General features: G+C 61.9%; 19 protein-coding genes and 2 pseudogenes. 16 read left to right on the forward strand and 5 right to left on the reverse strand.

The window, feature by feature from the left end; all coding sequences use genetic code 11:
- Positions 1-291, reverse strand: a 291-nt coding sequence (locus tag BW14_RS11180) for a DUF3039 domain-containing protein (RefSeq protein WP_044089585.1), incomplete at its 3' end; no start/stop codon positions are given.
- Between the two features lie 133 nt (positions 292-424).
- Here BW14_RS11180 and coaD point away from each other — a divergent pair.
- The 9 genes from coaD (at position 425) to BW14_RS11225 (ending at position 7,645) form a co-directional block, all read left to right on the forward strand.
- Entirely contained in the window at positions 425-973 is a 549-nt protein-coding gene (gene coaD / locus BW14_RS11185; RefSeq protein WP_044089586.1) for a pantetheine-phosphate adenylyltransferase, read from the forward strand.
- Positions 970-1,986, forward strand: a complete 1,017-nt coding sequence (locus BW14_RS11190; RefSeq protein ID WP_140463369.1) for a DivIVA domain-containing protein — start codon at positions 970-972, stop codon at positions 1,984-1,986. The genes coaD and BW14_RS11190 overlap by 4 nt, the downstream gene beginning before the upstream one ends.
- A 90-nt stretch (positions 1,987-2,076) precedes the next feature.
- On the forward strand, positions 2,077-2,682 hold the full coding sequence (locus BW14_RS11195) for a DUF177 domain-containing protein (RefSeq protein ID WP_044089588.1): 606 nt from the start codon (positions 2,077-2,079) through the stop codon (positions 2,680-2,682).
- A gap of 123 nt (positions 2,683-2,805) precedes the next feature.
- On the forward strand, positions 2,806-3,000 hold the full coding sequence (gene rpmF, locus BW14_RS11200; RefSeq protein ID WP_044089590.1) for a 50S ribosomal protein L32: 195 nt from the start codon (positions 2,806-2,808) through the stop codon (positions 2,998-3,000).
- A gap of 262 nt (positions 3,001-3,262) precedes the next feature.
- Positions 3,263-4,072, forward strand: a complete 810-nt coding sequence (gene rnc, locus BW14_RS11205; protein ID WP_140490687.1) for a ribonuclease III — start codon at positions 3,263-3,265, stop codon at positions 4,070-4,072.
- Between the two features lie 173 nt (positions 4,073-4,245).
- Entirely contained in the window at positions 4,246-6,213 is a 1,968-nt protein-coding gene (locus tag BW14_RS11210) for an acetolactate synthase large subunit (protein WP_181162382.1), read from the forward strand.
- 16 nt (positions 6,214-6,229) lie between these two features.
- Positions 6,230-6,784, forward strand: a complete 555-nt coding sequence (ilvN, locus tag BW14_RS11215) for an acetolactate synthase small subunit (protein WP_044089593.1) — start codon at positions 6,230-6,232, stop codon at positions 6,782-6,784.
- A gap of 153 nt (positions 6,785-6,937) precedes the next feature.
- Positions 6,938-7,222, forward strand: coding sequence for an Arc family DNA-binding protein (locus tag BW14_RS11220; RefSeq protein WP_044089594.1), 285 nt, complete (start codon positions 6,938-6,940; stop codon positions 7,220-7,222).
- Between the two features lie 3 nt (positions 7,223-7,225).
- On the forward strand, positions 7,226-7,645 hold the full coding sequence (locus BW14_RS11225) for a type II toxin-antitoxin system VapC family toxin (RefSeq protein ID WP_140463344.1): 420 nt from the start codon (positions 7,226-7,228) through the stop codon (positions 7,643-7,645).
- 228 nt (positions 7,646-7,873) lie between these two features.
- On the opposite strand, the pseudogene BW14_RS12620 reads toward BW14_RS11225, so the two are convergent.
- The 3 genes and pseudogenes from BW14_RS12620 to BW14_RS11235 form a co-directional block, all read right to left on the reverse strand.
- Positions 7,874-8,101 (reverse strand): annotated as a pseudogene (locus BW14_RS12620) (ABC transporter C-terminal domain-containing protein); the annotation flags it as partial.
- Between the two features lie 104 nt (positions 8,102-8,205).
- A pseudogene (locus BW14_RS11230) lies at positions 8,206-10,150 on the reverse strand (ABC-F family ATP-binding cassette domain-containing protein); the annotation flags it as partial.
- A gap of 265 nt (positions 10,151-10,415) precedes the next feature.
- Positions 10,416-11,153, reverse strand: coding sequence for a type 1 glutamine amidotransferase (locus tag BW14_RS11235; protein ID WP_140463346.1), 738 nt, complete (start codon positions 11,151-11,153; stop codon positions 10,416-10,418).
- A gap of 416 nt (positions 11,154-11,569) precedes the next feature.
- On the opposite strand from BW14_RS11235, the gene cysS reads away from it, so the two are divergent.
- Positions 11,570-13,219, forward strand: a complete 1,650-nt coding sequence (cysS, locus tag BW14_RS11240) for a cysteine--tRNA ligase (RefSeq protein ID WP_044089599.1) — start codon at positions 11,570-11,572, stop codon at positions 13,217-13,219.
- Between the two features lie 142 nt (positions 13,220-13,361).
- Here the strand turns inward: cysS and BW14_RS11245 are convergent, their stop codons facing one another.
- On the reverse strand, positions 13,362-14,270 hold the full coding sequence (locus BW14_RS11245) for a cation transporter (protein ID WP_044089600.1): 909 nt from the start codon (positions 14,268-14,270) through the stop codon (positions 13,362-13,364).
- 376 nt (positions 14,271-14,646) lie between these two features.
- Here BW14_RS11245 and ffh point away from each other — a divergent pair, with 376 nt between their 5' ends.
- From ffh to BW14_RS11275, 6 genes are all read left to right on the forward strand, one after another.
- The gene (gene ffh / locus BW14_RS11250; RefSeq protein ID WP_181161806.1) at positions 14,647-16,302 is read left to right on the forward strand and encodes a signal recognition particle protein; all 1,656 of its coding nucleotides are present in this window, start codon (positions 14,647-14,649) and stop codon (positions 16,300-16,302) included.
- Positions 16,303-16,397: 95 nt separating this feature from the next.
- Positions 16,398-17,489 (forward strand): endonuclease/exonuclease/phosphatase family protein, encoded by a 1,092-nt coding sequence (locus BW14_RS11255; RefSeq protein ID WP_044089602.1) that lies wholly within the window; start codon positions 16,398-16,400, stop codon positions 17,487-17,489.
- A gap of 176 nt (positions 17,490-17,665) precedes the next feature.
- Positions 17,666-18,127 carry a 30S ribosomal protein S16 gene (rpsP, locus tag BW14_RS11260; RefSeq protein ID WP_044089604.1) on the forward strand — a complete coding sequence of 154 codons (462 nt, stop codon included), beginning with the start codon at positions 17,666-17,668 and terminating at the stop codon, positions 18,125-18,127.
- A 20-nt stretch (positions 18,128-18,147) separates the two neighbouring features.
- Positions 18,148-18,381 carry an RNA-binding protein gene (locus BW14_RS11265; protein WP_044089605.1) on the forward strand — a complete coding sequence of 78 codons (234 nt, stop codon included), beginning with the start codon at positions 18,148-18,150 and terminating at the stop codon, positions 18,379-18,381.
- Positions 18,382-18,402: 21 nt separating this feature from the next.
- Positions 18,403-19,023: a ribosome maturation factor RimM gene (rimM, locus tag BW14_RS11270; RefSeq protein WP_044089606.1), complete on the forward strand. Its 621-nt coding sequence runs from the start codon at positions 18,403-18,405 to the stop codon at positions 19,021-19,023.
- A 377-nt stretch (positions 19,024-19,400) separates the two neighbouring features.
- Positions 19,401-20,180 (forward strand): SDR family NAD(P)-dependent oxidoreductase, encoded by a 780-nt coding sequence (locus tag BW14_RS11275; RefSeq protein ID WP_044089608.1) that lies wholly within the window; start codon positions 19,401-19,403, stop codon positions 20,178-20,180.
- The last annotated feature ends 308 nt before the right edge of the window (positions 20,181-20,488 follow it).

Genomic DNA, 20,488 nt, shown 5'->3' on the forward strand with positions numbered 1-20,488 from the left:
GCCCATCATCTCGTCATAGATGCGCTTGCAATCGGGGCAGACCGGATACTTGGACGGGTCATGCTTGGGCACCCAGACCTTGCCGCACAGCGCCACGACCGGACGTCCGGTGGCGCGGGATTCCGCGATGCGGTCGCGGGAGACGTAATGCGCGAATCGATCGGCGTCGCCGCCATCGTCACGCACCGGTGATTCCTCGACCTGCGGGCGCTCCAATACCGAAGTTCCGGCGCTTTGATCGGGATTGCGCAATGGTTCGGCGTCATCAACGAACATACCGGCAAAAGCCATGATGCACTTCCTTACTGTTGTACGATGCAAGATTCGACCGGCTTCCATCATAGATTCCCTTTGTTCCCTGCGGAAACCCGTAGCGCGTAATCGCGAGGTGTCCGCATACGTCAGACGATGTAGTCTAGAAGTCATGACTATCGCAGTATGCCCCGGCTCGTTCGACCCCGTAACCGCCGGCCACTTGGATGTAATCGAGCGCTCGGCGCGGTTCTTCGACGAGGTGCACGTGGTGGTGGCCGTCAACGCCGCGAAAACACCGATGTTTTCCGAAGCCATCAGAGTCGACGTGATCCGGCGCGCCTTGGCTGAGGCCGGCTGCACGAACGTGGTCGTATCCTCCACGGAAGGATTGATCACCGACTATTGCAAGAAGGTCGGCGCGACCGTCATCGTCAAGGGACTGCGCCAGAACGGCGACTACGAGGCCGAGCTCGGCATGGCCTTGGTCAACCGCAAGCTCGCCGGAGTGGAGACGTTGTTCCTGCCGGCCGACCCGATTCTTGAACATATATCCAGCTCCATTGTCAAGGACGTGGCTCGCCATGGTGGAGATGTGACCGGCATGGTGCCCGATTGCGTCGTTCCCCTGCTCGCCGACGCCTTGACGCAGGAAAGCCGGAAGACACTGACGAAGGAAAGCCAGAAAGCACTGACGAAGGAAAGCCAGAAGAAGGACTGATGATGAGCGACGACCACCCTACGGGATACATCGATCTGACCAAGCCGGAGCCGAATCAGGGCTTTGGCGCCGGTGCCGCAGCCGGCAATACGAGCGCGGCCAGCGAACCGCCCGCCGTGCCGGTCAACGCGCTGGGACACGCAGCTGCAGCGACCGATGCAACAGGTACAGCCGCTGCGGCATCCGGCAATAACACTGCGGACAATGGCGCTCCCCACGCCCCCGATTTCGTGCTGGCATCCACCGAGGAAGCCTCGACGGTCATGCCTTCGGCAGATTCGCGCGCGCCGCACACCGACCATCCCGAAACGGCAACCCCGGCGGCCCCGGCGTCGCAGCCGAACTCCTCGAACGCCGCGAGCACTGCGAACGCCAACGGAGGCAGGCCTCGAGGATTCAACATGGACGCGCTTCCCGATCTGCGCGAGAACGCGGAATCCGATCCGGCGACCGAGAAAAGCCGCGCGGAATTCACCACCGTGTATGACGTGATCGATGAATTGGACGCCATGCTCGCCGAAGCCAAGACCAGCATCTTCACCCCCGGCATGGTGCGCGTGGACCGCGATGAATTCACCGCGCAGCTCGATGAGTTGAAGAAACTGCTGCCGGTGCAGCTGGAGCGCGCGTCCGCTTTGATGCGCGAGGCCGAGCGTCGTCTGGAATCCGCGCAATCTCAGGCCAACGCGGTGGTGGCATCGGCGCAAAGCCGGGCCGCCGACATGATCAAAGACGCCAACGAGCAGGCGCAGTTCCTCGCCGGTCAGGAGAACGTGACGGAGCTGGCGCGACAGAAGGCCCGCATGATTCTCGAGCAGGCGCAGAACAAGTCCGACCATCTCACCCAAGGCGCGGACCAGTACTGCATCACGGTGATGGAAGGCCTGTCCCAGCAGCTCACCAAGCTCAACCACGACGTTCAGGCGGGGCTGAACGTGCTGCACGAACGGCAGCAGGCCGCGGCCGAGGACATGCCGAACATCACGCTGAACGATTATCCTGAGGCACAGTAACCCGCGCTCGGGCCGCGCGCGACCAAGGCGCGGCGCATGGCGAGCGCACAGCATCAATAGCATCAAAAAACAAGGCAGAAAGACCAGATTATGGCACGAGTAGAGCATTCCCCCTGGGCGATTCCGGTGGCGCAGATCGCATCACGCGCGGGTCAGTCCAAAACAATCGACGCCGATTTCCCGGCCCCGAGCGGCATCGGCGACGACATCGTCGGCATCAAGGAAGGCACGCCGGTGCACGTGCGCGGACAGTTCGATTCAATCGTGGACGGACTAATCTTCACGGGTCGCCTCGTGGCGCCGTTCGTCAGCGAATGCACGCGGTGCCTGAAGCCTATCGACAAGGATTGGCCGGTCGACGTCACCGTGTTCTTCCCGTACGAGTCCGCGGCGCATGACACCGTGCGCGGCGGCAAGGGCGAGGAAGTGGAGATCATCGCGGGCGAGGACGAGTCCGAAGACACCTATCCGCTGCTGGAGAACGGCGCATTCGCGGACATCGAGGCGCTGATCCGCGACACGCTGGTGGAATCGCTGCCGCTGCAGCCGCTGTGCAAGCCGGATTGCAAAGGCCTGTGCTCCCAGTGCGGCGCGGACCTGAACGAGGAGCCGGACCATCATCACGACGTCGCAGACATCCGCTTCGCCGGTCTGGAGGCGCTCAAAGCGCAGCTTGAAGCCGAACAAGGCAAGTGACAGGAGCGTCCGAGAGGGCATGTCGGAGCCCGCAGAAGTTGCGTGTCTCGCGTTTGTACGAGCCATGCGTTAAGATAACGGACGCTTAAGCTCAATTGTTCGAACGAAATAGAGGATACTCAAATGGCACTGCCTAAGTACAAGACCTCTCGCGCCAACACGCATTCGCGTCGCGCGAACTGGAAGGCTACCGCTGCCCAGACCGTGAGCTGCCCGAACTGTGGCGCTCCGGCCCTGCCGCACATGGCCTGCCCGAGCTGCGGTAACTACCGCGGCCGCACCTACCGCGCCGCCATCCGTTCCGCCCACACCAAGTGAGCGTAACGACAACGGCATGATGAAGGCCCTGCCATCGACGGGTGGCGGGGCCTTCGCATATCGGGCGTTGCCCGGAGAGACGTTACCCTAAGAGACGCTTCCCTAAGAGCACGCCCGAAGAACACATCAACACGAGCACACACCAACGCACAGGCAAGTCGTGGCCTTTCGGCGACGCCGTCACCCGGCAATCCTCGGCAGCCCACGACCGACCTGCATCAGCCATCCATCATCACCGCATTGCGAAGGATCATCAATCATCATGACTGAATCATCAGCCGGACAATACGACGAGCAGCGCACCGACCGCACAGTGCGCGTCAGCCGAACCAACACAGACGCCACACCGGCGAGCGAGCTGCTCCAGGCGCTCGGCACCACCATCAGCCCCGATCTGCTGGTGCAAGCGCTCACCCACCGCTCCTTCTCCCACGAGCATCCGGGCGCGCTCAACTACGAACGCCTCGAGTTCCTCGGCGACGCGGTGCTTGAGCTCATCTCCACCGAAACCCTGTTCACGCTCCATCCGGACATGAGCGAAGGGCAGCTCGCCAAAATGCGAGCCAAGGCCGTTTCGGAAGAGGCACTGAGCTCCATCGCCCGCACCAAACTCAAGGTGAGTCCGTACATCCTGCTCGGACACGGCGAAGCCGAGCAGGGCGGCGCGGAGAAGAGCTCCATCCTGTGCGACATCGTGGAATCGCTGATCGGCGCCACTTTCCTGGAGCACGGCATCGACGAAGCGCGCAAGGTGGTGCACCACCTGATCGACGACACGCTCGCCGAAGTGGCCACCGAAGGGCCGGCGCTCGACTGGAAGACATCGCTCACCGTCAAGGCGCACGACATGGGCAAGGATGAACCGGTCTACCACATGGAGGTCACCGGCCCGGAATATGCGCAGGTCTTCACCGCGCGCGTGAGCCTGGGCGACAGCGACCGGATCATCGGCATCGGCAAGGGCAGCAGCAAGCGCAAGGCGCAGCTGGCCGCCGCCGAAGCCGGATGGAAGGCGCTGGAAGCCGCATTGCAGGCCAAGAACGCCAAGAAGCCCAAGAAGCGGACGAAATAGCGGACCGACTAGGTGCGCTGTCTGCTTTGTGAATAGACTGATACCACAACATGAGCAGCGAGCCGCATGCCGAGCCACAAGCCCAGAGCAGCGGACGGAATGGTATGCGCGTCGCCCCGGCAACACTAGCAGCCGGATGGTGCAGCGCGATACATGATGAGGTGAGAGGAATCATGGCTTTACCCACGCCTTTGCAGGCCTTCAGCGGTGTGCCCAAAACCACTGCGGCCGTAGACAAGCAGACCATCGTAGACGGCGAGAAGATGACCGGCGCCCAAGCGCTGGTGCGCTCGCTGGAGGATCTGGGCGTCACCGACGTCTTCGGCATCCCTGGCGGCGCTATCCTGCCGGTCTACCATCAGATCAACGATGACACGAAGTTCCGTTTCGTGCTGATGCGCCACGAGCAGGCCGCCGGCCATGCCGCCGAAGGCTATGCGCTGGCCACCGGCAAGGTGGGCGTGTGCATCGTGACGTCCGGCCCGGGTGCCACGAACGTGGTCACCGCCATCGCGGACGCAAACATGGATTCGGTGCCGATGGTGGTCATCACCGGTCAGGTGGGCGTGCAGGCCATCGGTACGGACGCCTTCCAGGAGGCGGATATCGTGGGCATCACCTACCCGGTGTCCAAGCACTCCTTCCTGGTGACCCGCGCTCAGGATATCCCGCGCGTGCTCACCGAGGCGTATCACATCGCCAGCACCGGCCGCCCCGGTCCTGTGGTCGTGGACCTGACCAAGACCGCGCAGACTGGTGAGATGTACTACTCCTGGCCGCAGCGCATGATTCTGCCCGGCTACAATCCCACGACCAAGGCGCACGGCCGTGTGCTGTCCGACGCCGCGAAACTGTTCTCCAAGTCCTATCGTCCGGTGCTCTATGTGGGCGGCGGCGCCGCTCGCTCCAACGCCGGCGCCCAGGTCAAGAAGCTGGCCGATCTAACCGGTGCCCCTGTGGTGACCACTCTGCCCGCACGCGGCATCATTCCGGACAGTGATCCGAAGAACCTGGGCATGCTGGGCATGCACGGCACGATCGCCGCCACCGGTGCCGTTCAGCGCGCCGATCTGCTGGTGGCTATCGGCGCCCGCTTCGACGACCGCGTGACCGGCAAGCTGGACGCTTTCGCGCCCACCGCCCGTGTGATCCATATCGACATCGACCCGGCCGAGATCGGCAAGAACCGTCAGCCAGACGTGCCGATCGTGGGCGACGTGGCCACGGTGTTGGACGATCTGATTCCGGAGATCGAGCGTACGCAGGCCATTGTCGGCAAGCCGAATCTGGCTCCGTGGTGGCAGGCGATCGACGGCTGGCGCAACGCGTACCCGATGACGTGGGATGAACCGACCGACGGTTCGCTGGCCCCGCAATGGGTGATCAAGAAGCTGTCCGATCTGGCCGACCCGTCCACAATCTGGGTCACCGGTGTGGGACAGCATCAGATGTGGGCATCCCAGTTCATCGATTTCAAGAATCCGCACTCCTGGCTGTCTTCCGGCGGCCTCGGCACGATGGGCTATGGCCTGCCGGCCGCAATCGGTGCTTCCGTGGGTTCCGCGCGCGAATTCGACGGAAAGAAGCCGGTGTGGCTGATTGATGGCGATGGCTCCTTCCAGATGACTTCGGAGGAACTGGCCGCCGCGTTCCTTGACCATGCCCCGGTCAAGATCGCCATCCTCAACAATTCCGTGTACGGCATGGTGCGTCAGTGGCAGACGCTGTTCTACCAGCACCACTATTCGCAGACCAACCTCAAGGACGGCGAGGCGCACGGCGTGGACGGCGAGACCGCGCTGGCTGACGGCAATGCGCCGCTGGAGGTGCCGGACTTCATCAAGCTGGCCGAGGCATACGGTTGCGTCGGCATCCGCGCGTTCACTGAAGAAGAGGCCATCGAGGCGATCAAGAAGGCCAACGAGATTAACGACCGTCCGGTGCTTGTCGACTTCCGCGTCTGGAAGGATGCGATGGTCTGGCCGATGGTCGCCGCTGGCGCATCGAATGATGAAGTGACGTATAAGCCCGGCATCAAGCCGCTGATCGGCGGCACGCCGGCCCCGGGAACAGGAGCGGTGGATTCCGCTGATTCTGCTGGGTCCGCTGATTCCATTGATTCCGCGGTGAACGAGCACTGAGGGGAGAAGATTGACGATGGCTATGTATCCTGCATCGCAGCCCGGTTCCGAGCGTCATACGCTGTCCGTGCTGGTGGAGAACCGTCCTGGCGTGCTGGCCCGTATCGCAGGCCTGTTCGCGCGCCGTGCGTTCAACATCAACTCGCTGTCCGTCTCCCCCACCGAGCGTCCCGACATTTCCCGCGTCACCGTGACTGCCGACGTGGAGGCGGTGCCGCTGGAGCAGATCATCAAGCAGCTCAACAAGCTGCTGCATGTGCTCAAGATCGTGGAGCTTGACCCGAATTCCACCGTGGAACGCGAGTTGGTGCTCATCAAGGTGGCCGCCGACGAGTCCAACCGTTCCGACGTGCTGGAGATCGTGCGTCTGTTCCGCGTGCGCGTGGTGGATGTGAACCCTGAGTCGCTGACCATCGAAGCCACCGGTGCCGAGGGCAAGATCGACGCGCTGCTCGGCCTGCTGGAGCATTACGGCGTCATCGAGCTGGTGCGCTCCGGCGCGGTGGCCGTGACCCGCGGCCCGCGTGCGCTGGCCGAGAAGGTTGTCGGCTCCGAAGTCACCGGACGCTGATTGCCTCACATAACAACGAAGGGGGAATGCACTTATAGTGCATTCCCCCTTCGTTGTTCTTGGCGACATCATTCCGCCGACACAACCTCAATCGTTGCTTTCATAATGACAGCACGTCATGCTAGCATTATGAAAGCAACGAGGAGGTGCGACATGGCAACACTGACTATCCGAAAGATACCCGACGAACAAATTCAACAGCTCAAGGAAGTGGCTGAAAAGAACAACCGCTCCATGGAATCTCAGGTACGGTCCATTCTCGAAGAATGGTTGGCCGGCACGGTGTCGCGTGAAATCACGCGAAAGACCAATTTCTATGATGAAATCCGCGAATTCATGAAAAGCATGGATTTTGAAGGACTCGACGAAGGTGAGCTCCTGCTACCCAAGCGAGATCCCGCTGATTCCCGACCACCAGTATCTTTTGAAGAGGAATAATCCGTGATCATTCTGGACACCAACGTCATCAGTGAAATTGTCAAGAAGCAACCAGACGAGCACGTTGCCAATTGGCTGAGGAACCAAGATGCCAGCAACTTGGCGACCACCACTATCACCGTTGCCGAGTTGCTGGCCGGAATACGCCGTATGCCTGAAGGTAAACGACAGAAATACACAGATGCAACCGTCAAGCTGGCGCTTATGACATTAGAGGACAGGACGTTTGCATTTGATACCGAGGCAGCCTCAGATTATGCCCGTATCCTTGTCGAACGCGAGCACAGGGGCAAACCTACTAGTATTCAAGACGCCATGATCGCGGCGACTGCCTGTTCCTGGGGAGCCGCCGTGGCTACGCGCAACATCAAGGACTTCGAAGGCACCGACGTGGAATTGATCAATCCATGGGAGTGCGCATAGTCAGCGTGCATGAGGCCATCCACCACGCGGTGGCCCCGGCAGCAAACGTACCGAGGCCTAGTATCCCGCGTCATTAATTCGTTGAAGAAATTGGAGGCTCCCCTTGTCAGGGGAGCTGGCCTGCGAAGCGGGACTGAGGGGTAGTGAATTAATCAACGAACTTACGGCGAGGCCCAGTGAGCGTTGCAGTTGCTTCCGCTACTCCAACTGCCACTACTCCAACTGCCACTACTCAAGTTGCTCCGACAGCTCCATCCACTCGGCGGTGAGATCATCGGACTCGGCGTTGATGGCGGTCAGCTGCCCGTTGAGCTTGTTGAGGCCTTCATAGTCGGCCGGGTCGTGGGCGGCCATCTGCTGCTCGAGATCGGCCTTCTGGCCCTCCAGCTTCGCCAGCTTGCGTTCGATGGCCTTCACGCGCTTCGACGCCTCATGGAACGCCTTACCGGTGAGCTTCGCCTCAGCGGCGGATTCCCCGGCGTCGCCGTCGGCCTTGCCGTCGTTCGAAGTCTGGATGCCGGAACCCGAGCCTCCCTGAGCGGAGGCGGCGGCACCTTTGGCTCCCCGCTTGGACGAACTGCCACCCGTTCCGGCGAATCCGGGATTGTCCGCAGGCAATCCCTTGCCGTTCTTGATGTCCTCGACCATGTCGAGGTAATCCTGCACGCCACCAGGCAGATGACGCACCTTGCCGCCGATCAGCGCGAACTGCTGATCGGTGACACGCTCAAGCAGGTACCGGTCGTGGGAGACGACGATCAACGTGCCCGGCCAGGTGTCGAGCAGGTCCTCCATCACCGCGAGCATATCGGTGTCCAAGTCGTTGCCGGGCTCATCCATGATGAGCACATTCGGCTCGTCGAGGAGGATCAGCAGCAGCTGCATGCGGCGCTTCTGACCGCCGGACAGGTCGGCGATAGGCGTCATCAGCTGGGCGGACTCGAAGCCCAGACGCTCCATCAGCTGCCCCGGCGTGACTTCCTTGCCGTCCACGATGTAGCTCGGCTTATAGCGGGACAGCACTTCCTTGATCTTGTATTTGCCGAGCTTCTCCAGCTCGTCAAGTCGCTGCGAGAGTACGGCGAACTTCACGGTCTTGCCGATGTTCACATGGCCCGCGGTCGGGGTGAGCGTACCGTCGATGAGCTTCAGCAGCGTGGATTTGCCAGCACCGTTGGCGCCGACGATGCCGAAACGGTCGCCCGGACCAATCAGCCAGGTCACATCGTCGAGAATCTCGCGGCCGGACACGGTGACCTTGCGGGCCGCGGACGTGGAACCTTCCGCATCGGCAGCCGTCTGGTCGTCCACGCCGATGGTTTCGCCGCCGGTGTTCATGCGGCGGACCTCGCGATCATCGGACAGCTGCGGATTGCCTGCGCCTTCGGTTTCGGCTTTCCTGCGCGCCTCCTCGGCGGCGGCCACAGCCTCGGGCACACCGGCGTCCACCAGACGAGGATCGGTCATATCGGTGACCGCCACTTCGACCGAGCCGTGCAGCTGCGGCTCGGCGTACATGGCATTGACCACGTCCACCCGCGAGGCGGAGTCGGCGAGCGCCATCGCATCCGGGTCGATTGCGTCGGCTGCCGACACCTGCCCCTGCACATGTTCGAAGATCTGGGTCACATCGATGAGATCCACCACCTGCTTGCCGAGCCGGGAGGTGGCCATCTGCTTCAATTCCAAGGTATTGCGCATCGGCGGCACGTCGGCGATAAGCTCGCGAGCGGCCTTGACATGGAACTTCTGCTTGGTGGAGCGGGCGCGGGCGCCACGGGACAGCCATGCGAGCTCCTTGCGGGCCAGATTGCGTCGCTTCGTCTCGCGCACGTCTGCCTGACGGTCACGCTCGACACGCTGCAGCATGTATGCGGAGTAGCCGCCTTCGAACGGCTCGATCACGCCATCGTGAACCTCCCACATCGATTCGCAGACCTCGTCCAGGAACCATCGGTCGTGGGTGACGAGCAGCAGCGCGCCCTGGCCCCGCGACCAACGGTTCTTCAGATGCTCGGCCAGCCAATGGATGGTGACCACGTCCAGATGGTTGGTGGGCTCGTCGAGCGCGAGGATGTCCCAATCCTTGAGCAGCAGGCGTGCGAGATCGGCGCGGCGGCGCTGGCCACCGGAGAGCGAACCGATCTTCGCGTCCAGGCTCATGCCGCCGAGCAGCGCCTCGACGATTTCGCGGGAGGTGTTGTCGGACGCCCATTCGTAATCCGCGCGCCCCTCAAGCGCCGCTTCGCGGATGGTGGCATCGTCATCAAGAGGGTCACGCTGGTCGAGCATGCCGAAGGTAAGACCGCCACGCTTGGTCACGCGGCCGGAATCCGGCTCCTGCGTGCCGCGGAACAGATGAAGCAGTGTGGATTTGCCATCGCCGTTGCGGCCTACGATGCCGATGCGATCGCCCTCGAACACACCCTGCGTCACATCGGTGAAGATGGTCTTGGTGGCGAAGGCGAGCGAAACGTGTTCCAATCCAATATCGTAAGTCGGCATGATTCACCAATGTAGCGTCATGCTTACCCAGCCGCAGGCACACAGTTGCGGTAGCGGTGGCGCGGCGTTGACGTTAACGGCACCGACGCCATCACCACGCTTCCCACCACCCACCGACCGCCCACCATGTAGGGAATTTCCCACCGTGTAGGGAGCCGGAATCCCCTCATTACCTGCAAATGGCGGAAAATGGCCATTCCTGTTCCCTACACGATGGGGGAATCCCTACATGATGGGGATAGCTAGCGCCTATTGGGCGCACTTATTACGCCTGCGCGGCGCCTAACGTCTGCGCGTAGGCGTTGCAGCGGGCGGCGAACCCGGAGAAGACCTGCTCGGCCAGTGGCAGCAACAGCGGATCGTATTGCGCGAACTGTTCGCGCAGCTGGGTCTTCGAGCCGCCGGCGGCCTTCAGATCCTTGACCATGCTCGGCTCCTCAAGCCATTCGTCCAGCAACGAACCGCATACCTCAAGATGGAATTGAAGTCCCAACGCCGACCCGAAGCGGAACGCCTGCACCTTGGTGCCGGTCGACCGGGCGAGCAAATCAGCTCCTTCAGGCAGCCCCACCACGTCGTTATGCCAATGCAGCACATTCATCTGCTTGTCCCACATGGAGAAATAGTCGTGTTTCTCCATGCGCTTGATCGGGGCGAAGCCGATTTCAGGCGCATCGCCCTTGCGCAACTGCGCGCCCAGAGCCGTGGCGATGATCTGATGTCCCAAACACACGCCCAGCACCGGCTTGCCCACGGACACCGCCGCCTTCGCCAGCTTGGCCTCGGCCTTCAAGCCTGGGTAGTTGTCGTAATCCAATGCCCCCATCGGGCCGCCCATGATCACCACGCCGGCGAGTTCCTTGAAATCGGGGAGGTCGGGCTTCTTCTGTTTGGCGATGTTCACAGTCACCGCCTGGATACCAAGATCCTCAAGGTTGGACAGAATACGTCCGGGGCGTTCCCACGGAACATGTTGCATAATGAGCACTTTTGGTGTGACCATGCCACCTATTGTGGCATGAGGTACGACCGTGCATGTTACGTAGTCGTGGCGCGGCAGCCGATTGCATGCCGAGACGTCGAGGCGGGTGCCGCGCAACTCCTCGCCCATCGAGGGCTGCCGCGGGTTATCGCGAAACGTTACGCATCCTCCCCGTTTTACCTTTAACTCCGCTCCCCGCGCGCTTCACTCCGCACACCCAGTAACGTTCACCCCGTACTCCGCACCCCGCACGTTGCTCCCCGTACTCCGCACCGCTTCACCCCACACTCCTCACCCCGCCCCGCGCCCGCGCCACGCACGCTTCACCCCGCGCCGCGCCCGCACCCCGCACGTTGCACCCCGTACTCCGCACCGCTTCACCCCACACGCACCGCATCATCGCTTCATGTCTGGCTTGTTCCCTACGCTTGAGGGCTATGGGAAACAGCCAAGAACCGCAGGATTTCAGCAATTCCGTCATGCCTTCCAGCCTGACGCCCGTACACGTGGCCAAAGCCGCCGAAGCGCTGAGCTTGTACGACACCGCCTCTCATCAGGTCAGTCGTTTCGTGCCGCTCAAACCCGGCAAGGTGGGCATCTACGTGTGCGGCGCGACCGTGCAGTCTTCGCCGCATATCGGACACATCCGCGCGGCCGTGGCGTTCGACGTGATCCGCCGCTGGTTCCTCAAGCTCGGCTATCAGGTCACGTTCGTCCGCAATGTGACCGATATCGACGACAAGATTCTTGACAAGGCCGCTGCAGCCGGCCAGCGCTGGTGGGCCCGTGCATACTATTACGAGCGCGAATTCACCCAGGCATATAACACACTGGGCGTGCTGCCGCCCACCGTGGAGCCTCGGGCCACCGGTCACATGTCGGACATGATCGACATGATCCAGCGCATCATCGACAACGGTCACGGCTACGTGGTGCTGGACGAGAACGGCAAGCCCACCGGCAACGTGTACTTCGACGTGGCGTCGTGGCCGCATTACGGCGAGCTGACCCATCAGAAGCAGACCGCCGAGGTGGATGAGGCCGCAGCCGTGGCCGACCGCATGGGCCCGTCCGTGGACGCCACCGGAGCCGACAAATACAATCCGGTCGACCCTGCCGACGCCTCCCCCGACAAGCGCGACCCGCGCGACTTCGCCCTGTGGAAGGCCCCGAAGGACACCGATCCCGAAGACGCCCGCTGGTCCACACCGTTCGGCGTCGGACGCCCGGGCTGGCACATCGAATGCTCCGCCATGTCCCATCGCTATCTGGGCGACGGTTTCGACATCCACGGCGGCGGCCTGGATCTGCGATTCCCACATCACGAGAACGAAATGGCGCAGACACGCGCCGCCGGATACCCCTCCGCCGCACGGTGGATGCACTCCGCATGGGTGACCACCAAGGGCGAGAAGATGTCGAAGTCCCTTGGCACCGGACTGTCCGTACCGTCCGTGCTCGCCGAGCATTCCGCCTGGGTGGTGCGTTATGCCCTGGGTTCCGTGCAATACCGTTCGATGCTCGAATGGTCCGGTCAGGCGCTGGTCGAGGCGCAAGCCGCATATGACCGCGTATCGAACTTCATCGAGCGCGCCGGCGTGGTGTTGGGCGAGCAGCCTTCGTACGAGGAAATCACAGCAGTGCCCGCAGACGAGCTGCCGGCCAACTTCGTAGCCGCGATGAACGACGACATCAACGTCTCCGGCGCGACCGCCGCAATCTTCACCGCCATCCGTTCCGGCAATACGCTGCTGTCCAAGCTGGCCGACCGCGTGGATTCCGAGACGGCCAAGGCCGAAGTGCGTGAGGCTCTTGTTGCCGTACGAGCCATGCTGGATACCTTGGGGCTTGACCCGCTGGCCGAGCCGTGGGTTTCCGCTGGCGCCGCAGGAGGTGCCGGCGACGCCGCATCTGAGTCTCCCGAGCATTCCGCACTGGAGGCGCTGATCGGCGAACAGCTGACCGCCCGCGCCGAGGCACGCAAGGCGCGCGACTTCGCCAAGGCCGACGCGATCCGCGACGCGCTTGGCGCGGCCGGCATCGCCATCGAAGACGGCCCGCAAGGTTCCACTTGGAGTCTGAAGTAATACCGTTCACGTTGACGGCAACGTCAGCGTCATGCCGGCATCATGCCGGCGTACTGCGTACACATTATTGCCGTGCCACGCTGGTGCAATAGCGCTTATTATGCGCCAGCGTGGCACGATAAGTCGACGATAACGCAGATCGTCAGTCGAACACAAAGTCCACATCGACGATGTGCAGGCGCTGTTTGAGCGCCGCCTCCAGCGAGCGCTTGCGTTCCACGAGCTCGGCCACGTCGATGGTTTCGCCGGTGCCGGCCAGATACACGTCCACCGTGTAGTTCATGCCGGTTTTGAAGATCAGCGTCTGCTCATACTCAGTGTTGGACGGTAGGTGCTGCTGCGCCGCGGCCTCCACGAACGCGTTGGTCTCGTCATCGTCATGCACGCCGCCCACCAACTCCACAAACGCATCCTTGAGCACACCGAACGGCTCCTTGAAAGTCAGGGCCACCAGCGCCACGGTGATGAAGAAATCGCCGGTGTAGTGCAGGAAATCAAGTGGACCGCCAGTCGGCAGCACCATCAGGAACAGCGCCACCATGCCGATGCCGAACGACATCGCGCCGTCCACCAGCGTGCTTTTGCACTCGGCGGTGAGCATGGTGCTGGCATTGCGGATGGCACGGTTTTCACGGCGATAGTACAGGTAGAGACCGAAGCACATGAGCACCATCGCGATCTCATAGATCACCACCGGCCCGGTCGCGATGCGTTCGCCATCGCCGAATACGAAGTAGTCGTAAGCCACCTGGCACACGTCGATCAGCGAATACAGCAGCAACGACATGGTGAAGATGGCCTTGCAGATCGCGTAGATGGGTTCCAGCGCGAACATGCCGTTGGGGAATCGTTCGGTGGTGCGGACGGTCCGCGAGGAGAGATACACCGCCACCAGTCCGGAGAGCACGGATATCGCGGTGAATGAGAAATCAAGGAACAGCGCCTTGAGTCCGGTCATGAAGAACACGGCCATGCCGGCCGCGACCTGAATCAGATTGACGACGTTGCCGACGATCAGGGCTTTGCGTTCTATTGTCTTATATTGGGGCATCGGTGGGCCTTCCATATTGCACGGCATGTCTGCGTTGGCCCGCTACTTCACTGGTCGGCTGGCGGGATTCTCCGGGAATCCGTTCGCGACTCGATTCGCGAGGGCGCACGGCAGTCTGCGTATAGGTGGTGTCCAAGGATTTTCAAACGGCGTAAGCATTCCAAAACCACTGGATTAATTGCCATTCCATAGTAGCAGCAGGGCAGAATCGCAACGATTCTGCCATAATCCGGAAGGCACTGACGCAATAACAGGCATCCAGCAACAACGTTGGCAAAATCGTTGCTAGCCGGACGGCCGGCCGACAGGCGGCAGAATCGGCCGCGCAGCGGAGAGTGCCGCAATTTCCCGCGTGGCGGCTAGACTGTTGCCCATTATGGCAGCTTTTTCATCGTTAACTGACAGACTCTCGAATGCGTTCAAGCATCTGAAGAGCAAAGGCAAGCTTTCCGAAGCGGATATCGACGGTACGATCCGCGAGATCCGCCGCGCACTGCTCGACGCCGATGTGGCGCTCGACGTGGTGCGCTCCTTCACCGGCAAGGTGCGCGAGCGTGCGCTGGGCACCGAGGTGTCCGAAGCGCTGAACCCCGCGCAGCAGGTGGTGAAGATCGTGGACGAGGAGCTGACCGATGTGCTCGGTCAGGGCGTGGATCGTCCGCTGAACTTCGCCAAGAACCCGCCGACGATCATCATGCTCGCCGGCCTCCAGGGTGCCGGTAAGACCACGCTGGCCGGCAAGCTGGGCTATTGGCTGAAGGACTCCGGCCACACGCCGCTGCTGGTGGCGGCCGATCTGCAGCGCCCGAACGCCGTGACGCAGCTGCAGGTGGTCGGCGAGCGCGCCGGCGTGCCGGTGTATGCGCCGGAGAAAGGCGTGCAGTCCGATGGCGGCGAAGCGGTAGCCGCACCCGGTCAGACTTCCGGCGATCCGGTGAAGGTGGCACGCGACTCCATCGCCTTCGCCAAGCAGAAGCTGTATGACACGGTGATCATCGATACCGCAGGCCGTCTGGGCGTGGACGAGGAGCTGATGAAGCAGGCCCGCGACATCCGCGACGCCGTGCAGCCCAACGAGATCCTGTTCGTCATCGACGCGATGATCGGCCAGGATGCGGTCAAGACCGCCAAGGCCTTCGACGAAGGCGTGGACTTCACCGGCGTGGTGCTTTCCAAGCTGGATGGCGATGCCCGTGGCGGTGCCGCGCTTTCGGTGGCAAGTGTGACCGGCAAGCCGATCCTGTTCGCCTCCACCGGCGAAGGTCTGAAGGACTTCGAGGTCTTCCACCCGGATCGTATGGCATCGCGCATCCTCGATATGGGCGATATCATGACCCTCATCGAGCAGGCACAGAAGCAGTTCGACGAGGAGGAGGCACGCAAGGCCGCCGCCAAGATTTCGGAAGGCTCGTTCGGACTCGATGACTTCCTCGACCAGCTGCAGCAGGTGCGCAAGCTCGGTTCGATGAAGTCGCTGCTCGGCATGATTCCGGGTATGGCCCAGCATCGCAAGGAGCTGGAGCAGTTCGATGAAAGGGAGATCGACCGCACCGAGGCCATCATCCGTTCGATGACTCCGGCAGAGCGTCGCGATCCCTCGATCATCAACGGCTCCCGTCGCGCCCGCATCGCCTACGGCTCCGGTGTGACTGTCTCGCAGGTGAACGCTCTGCTGCAGCGTTTCGAGCAGGCCGCGAAGATGATGAAGCGCATGTCGAACCGTGGCGGCATGGGCGGCGGCATCCCCGGCTTCGGCGGCCCGTCGATGGGTGGCGGCAAGAAGAAGGGCAAGAACAAGAAGAAGGGCGGCAGGTCCGGCAATCCGATGAAGCGCGAGGCCGAGGAAAAGGCATTGCGCGACAAGCTCGCCGGCAAGGGCGGCAACGCCACCGGCGGCTCGGCGTTCGCCAAGAAGCCGCAGAATCCGGCCCTGCCCGCAGGGCTTGAGCAGATGATGGGCAACGCCGGAAACGACGGCGCGGAATTGCCGCCGAACCTCGGCGGTGGCCTCGGCGGACTGTTCGGTCGCTGATAGCCGCCGATCATCGGCAGCAATACGATGCGGCTCTCCTTCCGGGGAGAGCCGCTTTTTGTACTTCTGTATTTCAGTGCTTAAGGAGTTTGTCCATGACGACTACGTTTTTCGCTGTGGTTATCATTCTCGCATGGCTGTGGCTCGGCCTCTCCGCACTGCCCGCAGGGCTTGAAGCGCGCATGCCATTGCCGTACATGATCGCGCTGACGCCGTTTCTCTGGGTGCCGTTGATTGTGCTCGCCGGCGTGGCGGTATGGCAGCACGAATGGGGCGCGATGTGCTTGCTCATGGTCGCGGCCCTGATGACCAGCTCCCAGCGCATCAGCTACTGGGGTACCGGCCTCACCGCCGGCAAAAAGCGTGAAACACTGCGTGAAACATGGCGTGAAACATCGTATGAAACACTTCCGCCGCAGTTCGCAGTCATGACGCTGAACTGCCGATACGGGCGGGCGAACGCCGACGCCATTGTCACTGCGGTTCGCGAGCGCCGCATCGCCGTGCTCGCGCTGCAGGAGGTCACCGACGCACTCGTCGCCCGACTGGACAAAGCAGGCATCGGCGAACTGCTGCCCTACCGCCAATCCGGCAATCCCCAAGACACGGACAACGGCGGCTACAACATCATCCTTTCCCGCTATGAACCGGCCGCGGCCGTGCCGAGTGTGGTGGACATCCCCGCCGCCGACGTACCGGCCATCACACTCAGGCTGGCCGGCGAAAACGCACAGTCCAGTAAAACCGTCCAAGCAAACGACACAGTCGCAGACCAAACAGATACCGCAAGCACACAGCCCGAGCGCACGGTGACCTTCTGCTCGGCTCATCCGAAGTCGCCGATGCGCGGCTGTGCGGACTGGTCGGCGGGCATTCTGGGACTCGGAGCCATCGCGCGCGCCTCAGTCATCGGCGATCACAATATCGCCGTGGTTCTGGGCGACCTCAACTCCAGCACCGACCACCCCAGCTTCCGCGCGCTGCTCAAATCCGGATTCAAGGACGCGAGCCTGACACAGGCCGCCGGGCCGACGCTGACATTCCCCCGATGGATTCCCTGGCCGCGCATCGAATTGGACCATATCCTGTTCACACCCGGATTGAATCCGTCCGGAGTGCAGTCATTCGAAATACCGGACACCGACCATCTGGCGCTCACCGCGACGCTCGCGCTGCGTGAGTGCTAGCGCGATAGTCCAACGCGTGTCTCACGTCCTGGGCATGGGGCTATAATAACCCAGTTATTCACGCGCGCGTGGCGCCCTCTACACCCCGTGCCGTGAGGACACGTGGGTTCCGGCGAGCCGTGCCCCACACAGCACACTGAGAAACCACAAACCTAGTATTTACAAGGAGAGCCATTTTGGCAACCAAGATTCGTCTGAAGCGACAGGGCAAGAAGTTCTACGCCTTCTACCGCGTGGTGGTCGTTGATTCCCGCAAGAAGCGTGACGGCAAGGTTATCGAAGAGATCGGTATCTACAACCCGAACACCCAGCCCTCGACCATCCAGATCAAGTCTGACCGTGCTCAGTACTGGCTCGGCGTCGGCGCTCAGCCGTCCGAGCCCGTTGCCCACCTGCTGAAGATCACCGGCGACTGGCAGAAGTTCAAGGGCCTCGAAGGTGCCGAAGGCACCCTCAAGACCGTTGAAGCCGGCCCGGATGCCGAAGCTCGCGTCGAAGCCGTCGAGAACGAGGCCCAGAAGCTGAAGGCCGCCAAGTCCGAAGCCGAAGCTAAGGCCAAGGCAGAGGCTGAGGCCGCTGCCGCCGCCGAGGAAGCCCCGGCCGAGGATGCCGCTGAAGAAGCTCCGGCCGAAGCCTGAGATTTCGAGGAAGGCTGGCAATGCTCGCACAGGCTGTGGAACATCTCATCAAGAACATCGTTGATTTTCCCGACGATGTTTCTGTCAAGTCCTATGAGAATGCGCGCGGCGAACTGCTTCGTGTGCGTGTGAACCCGGAAGACATCGGCCGAGTGATCGGTCGTGGTGGCCGTACCGCCAACGCGATTCGCACGGTGATCCAGGCATTGTCCGATCACAAGGTGCGCGTCGACATCATGGACGTCCGCCGATAAGCGATAAGGATATTTCACAGCATGGCAGAGTACGACATGCACGACGACCCTCAGCAGCTCGAGTTGCTGAGGGTCGCTCGTATCGGACGCGCACAGGGCCTGAAGGGCGAAGTCAACGTGCGCATTTTCACCGACGACCCCGAGTGGCGATTCGAGCCGGATTCCGTTCTCTATGAGCAGGACGACGATGGCGAAACCGAATACGTCGTGGAGCGCTCCCGCACCGCGGGCGACCGGTGGATCATCAAGTTCGAGGGCGTCGATGACCGTACTGCGGCCGAGGCCTTGAACGGCGTGGAACTCTACGGCGAAGCCGATGACCCGGACGAAATGCTCGAGGCGGATGAATGGTATCCGAAGGATCTCATCGGTCTTGAGGCACGACTGGCTGACGGCAACGGGCTAAATCTGCCGGTCGGTCAGGTGGTGGGCACCGTGGTGGATGTGATTGACTCCCCCGCCCAGTCCCTGCTGAAGATTCGTCTGGCCGAGCCCGTGGTCACCGGGCAGAACTCCAAGGGCGAGGACGTGGTCGAGAAGACCGCGCTCGTACCGTTCGTGGAGGAACTGGTTCCCGACATCGATCTGGAGGAGCAGTACCTCACGCTCGACCCGCCCGGAGGCCTGATTCCGGGCCTGTAAGCCACGGCACACCTCAGCATGAATAATCCCCGAGCGTACGTTCGCCCGGGGATTATTCATGCCCATCTCAGTAAACGTACGCTGAGCGGGAGTCAGTGTACGTTTACTGAGATAACGCCGGAGACAGGCACCCGCAATGGACGCGTGCAATGCACGCTGATATGGACACCAACGCGCACAGATTTGCGTTTGCACTACGTAGCCACTAAGTTGTCATTCCGTCAACTATCGTTGTCCGATCAGAGAAGACCGGATTCCGATCGACGACACAGCACAGCACAACCGAATGCATGGGCAATGCGGCCCTAATCACGCCGGTTGCCTATGCCGGCCGACGATCACCCGCGCCCCGCTGAGAACATCAAGGAGGAACAGCCATGGCAGAACGCAAAGTCGCGCTGATTACCGGAGGCGCCATGGGACAAGGCAAGGCACACGCCCTGAAATTCGCGCAGAACGGCTTCGACGTAGTACTCGCGGACATGCAGGACCCCGAAAGCGACGCATTCCGCGCCACCGTACAGGAAATCGAAACCACCGGTGCCAAGGCACTGGCAATCAAGTGCGACATTACCAAGGATGAGGACATGTCCGCCCTGTTCACGCAGGCGTGGGATACGTTCGGCCGAATCGACGTGGTGGTGGCCAACGCCGGCGTCATCAATTTCGGCTACACCTGGGAGCTCACCGACGCCCAGGTGCAGAAGGTCATCGATGTCGACCTGATCGGCACTTGGCGCACCGACAAATACGCCGCGCTTTACATGCGCAAGCAGGGCTTCGGCCGCATCATCAACATCGCATCTACATCTGGCATGTACGGCACCCCGCAGCTCGCTACCTACTGCATGGCCAAGTGGGGCGTGCGCGGCCTGACCAAGACGCTCGCGCAGGAGCTCAAAGGTACCGGCATCGTGGTGAACACCGTCTGCCCCACCAAAGTCAAGACACCGATGTGTGAGACCGACAGCTATGTGCAGTTCATCAACGACCTGACCGGCAACCATTATCAGACCTGGCAGGAGATGTATGACTCTGTTCCGTTCCTCGATGTGGAGGATATTTCGGACATGGTGTACTGGCTCGGCACCAGTCGGGCAGCCGGCAAGTTCAGCGGACGCGATCTGGGCCTCGACCTCGGCACCCTCCAGCAGTAGGCCGGCAGGCAGCAAGCTGTACGGCACGAAATCCGACTCGGCCAGGCTTCGACTGCCCCAGCAACGGCACGTGTCTGGTTCCGCATCGATTTCGTTCCCGATTGAGGCGAAATCGAATCATCGGGAACGACCTTCCCAAGGCAAGCCATTCCCGAATCACCAGCACGATTGTCGTTTCATCATCGTTGTTTCATAATTGTCGTTCACAAGGATTCTTCGACCATGACCATCACCAAAGCAACCCGCTGGCGCGTGTTCGCCGGCGTCTGGATCCAAAGCCTGTTCACCTCGGCCACCGCGTTCTTCAG

The sequence above is a fragment of the Bifidobacterium sp. UTBIF-68 genome (assembly GCF_006408855.1).
GTDB classification, from domain to species: Bacteria; Actinomycetota; Actinomycetes; order Actinomycetales; family Bifidobacteriaceae; genus Bifidobacterium; species Bifidobacterium reuteri.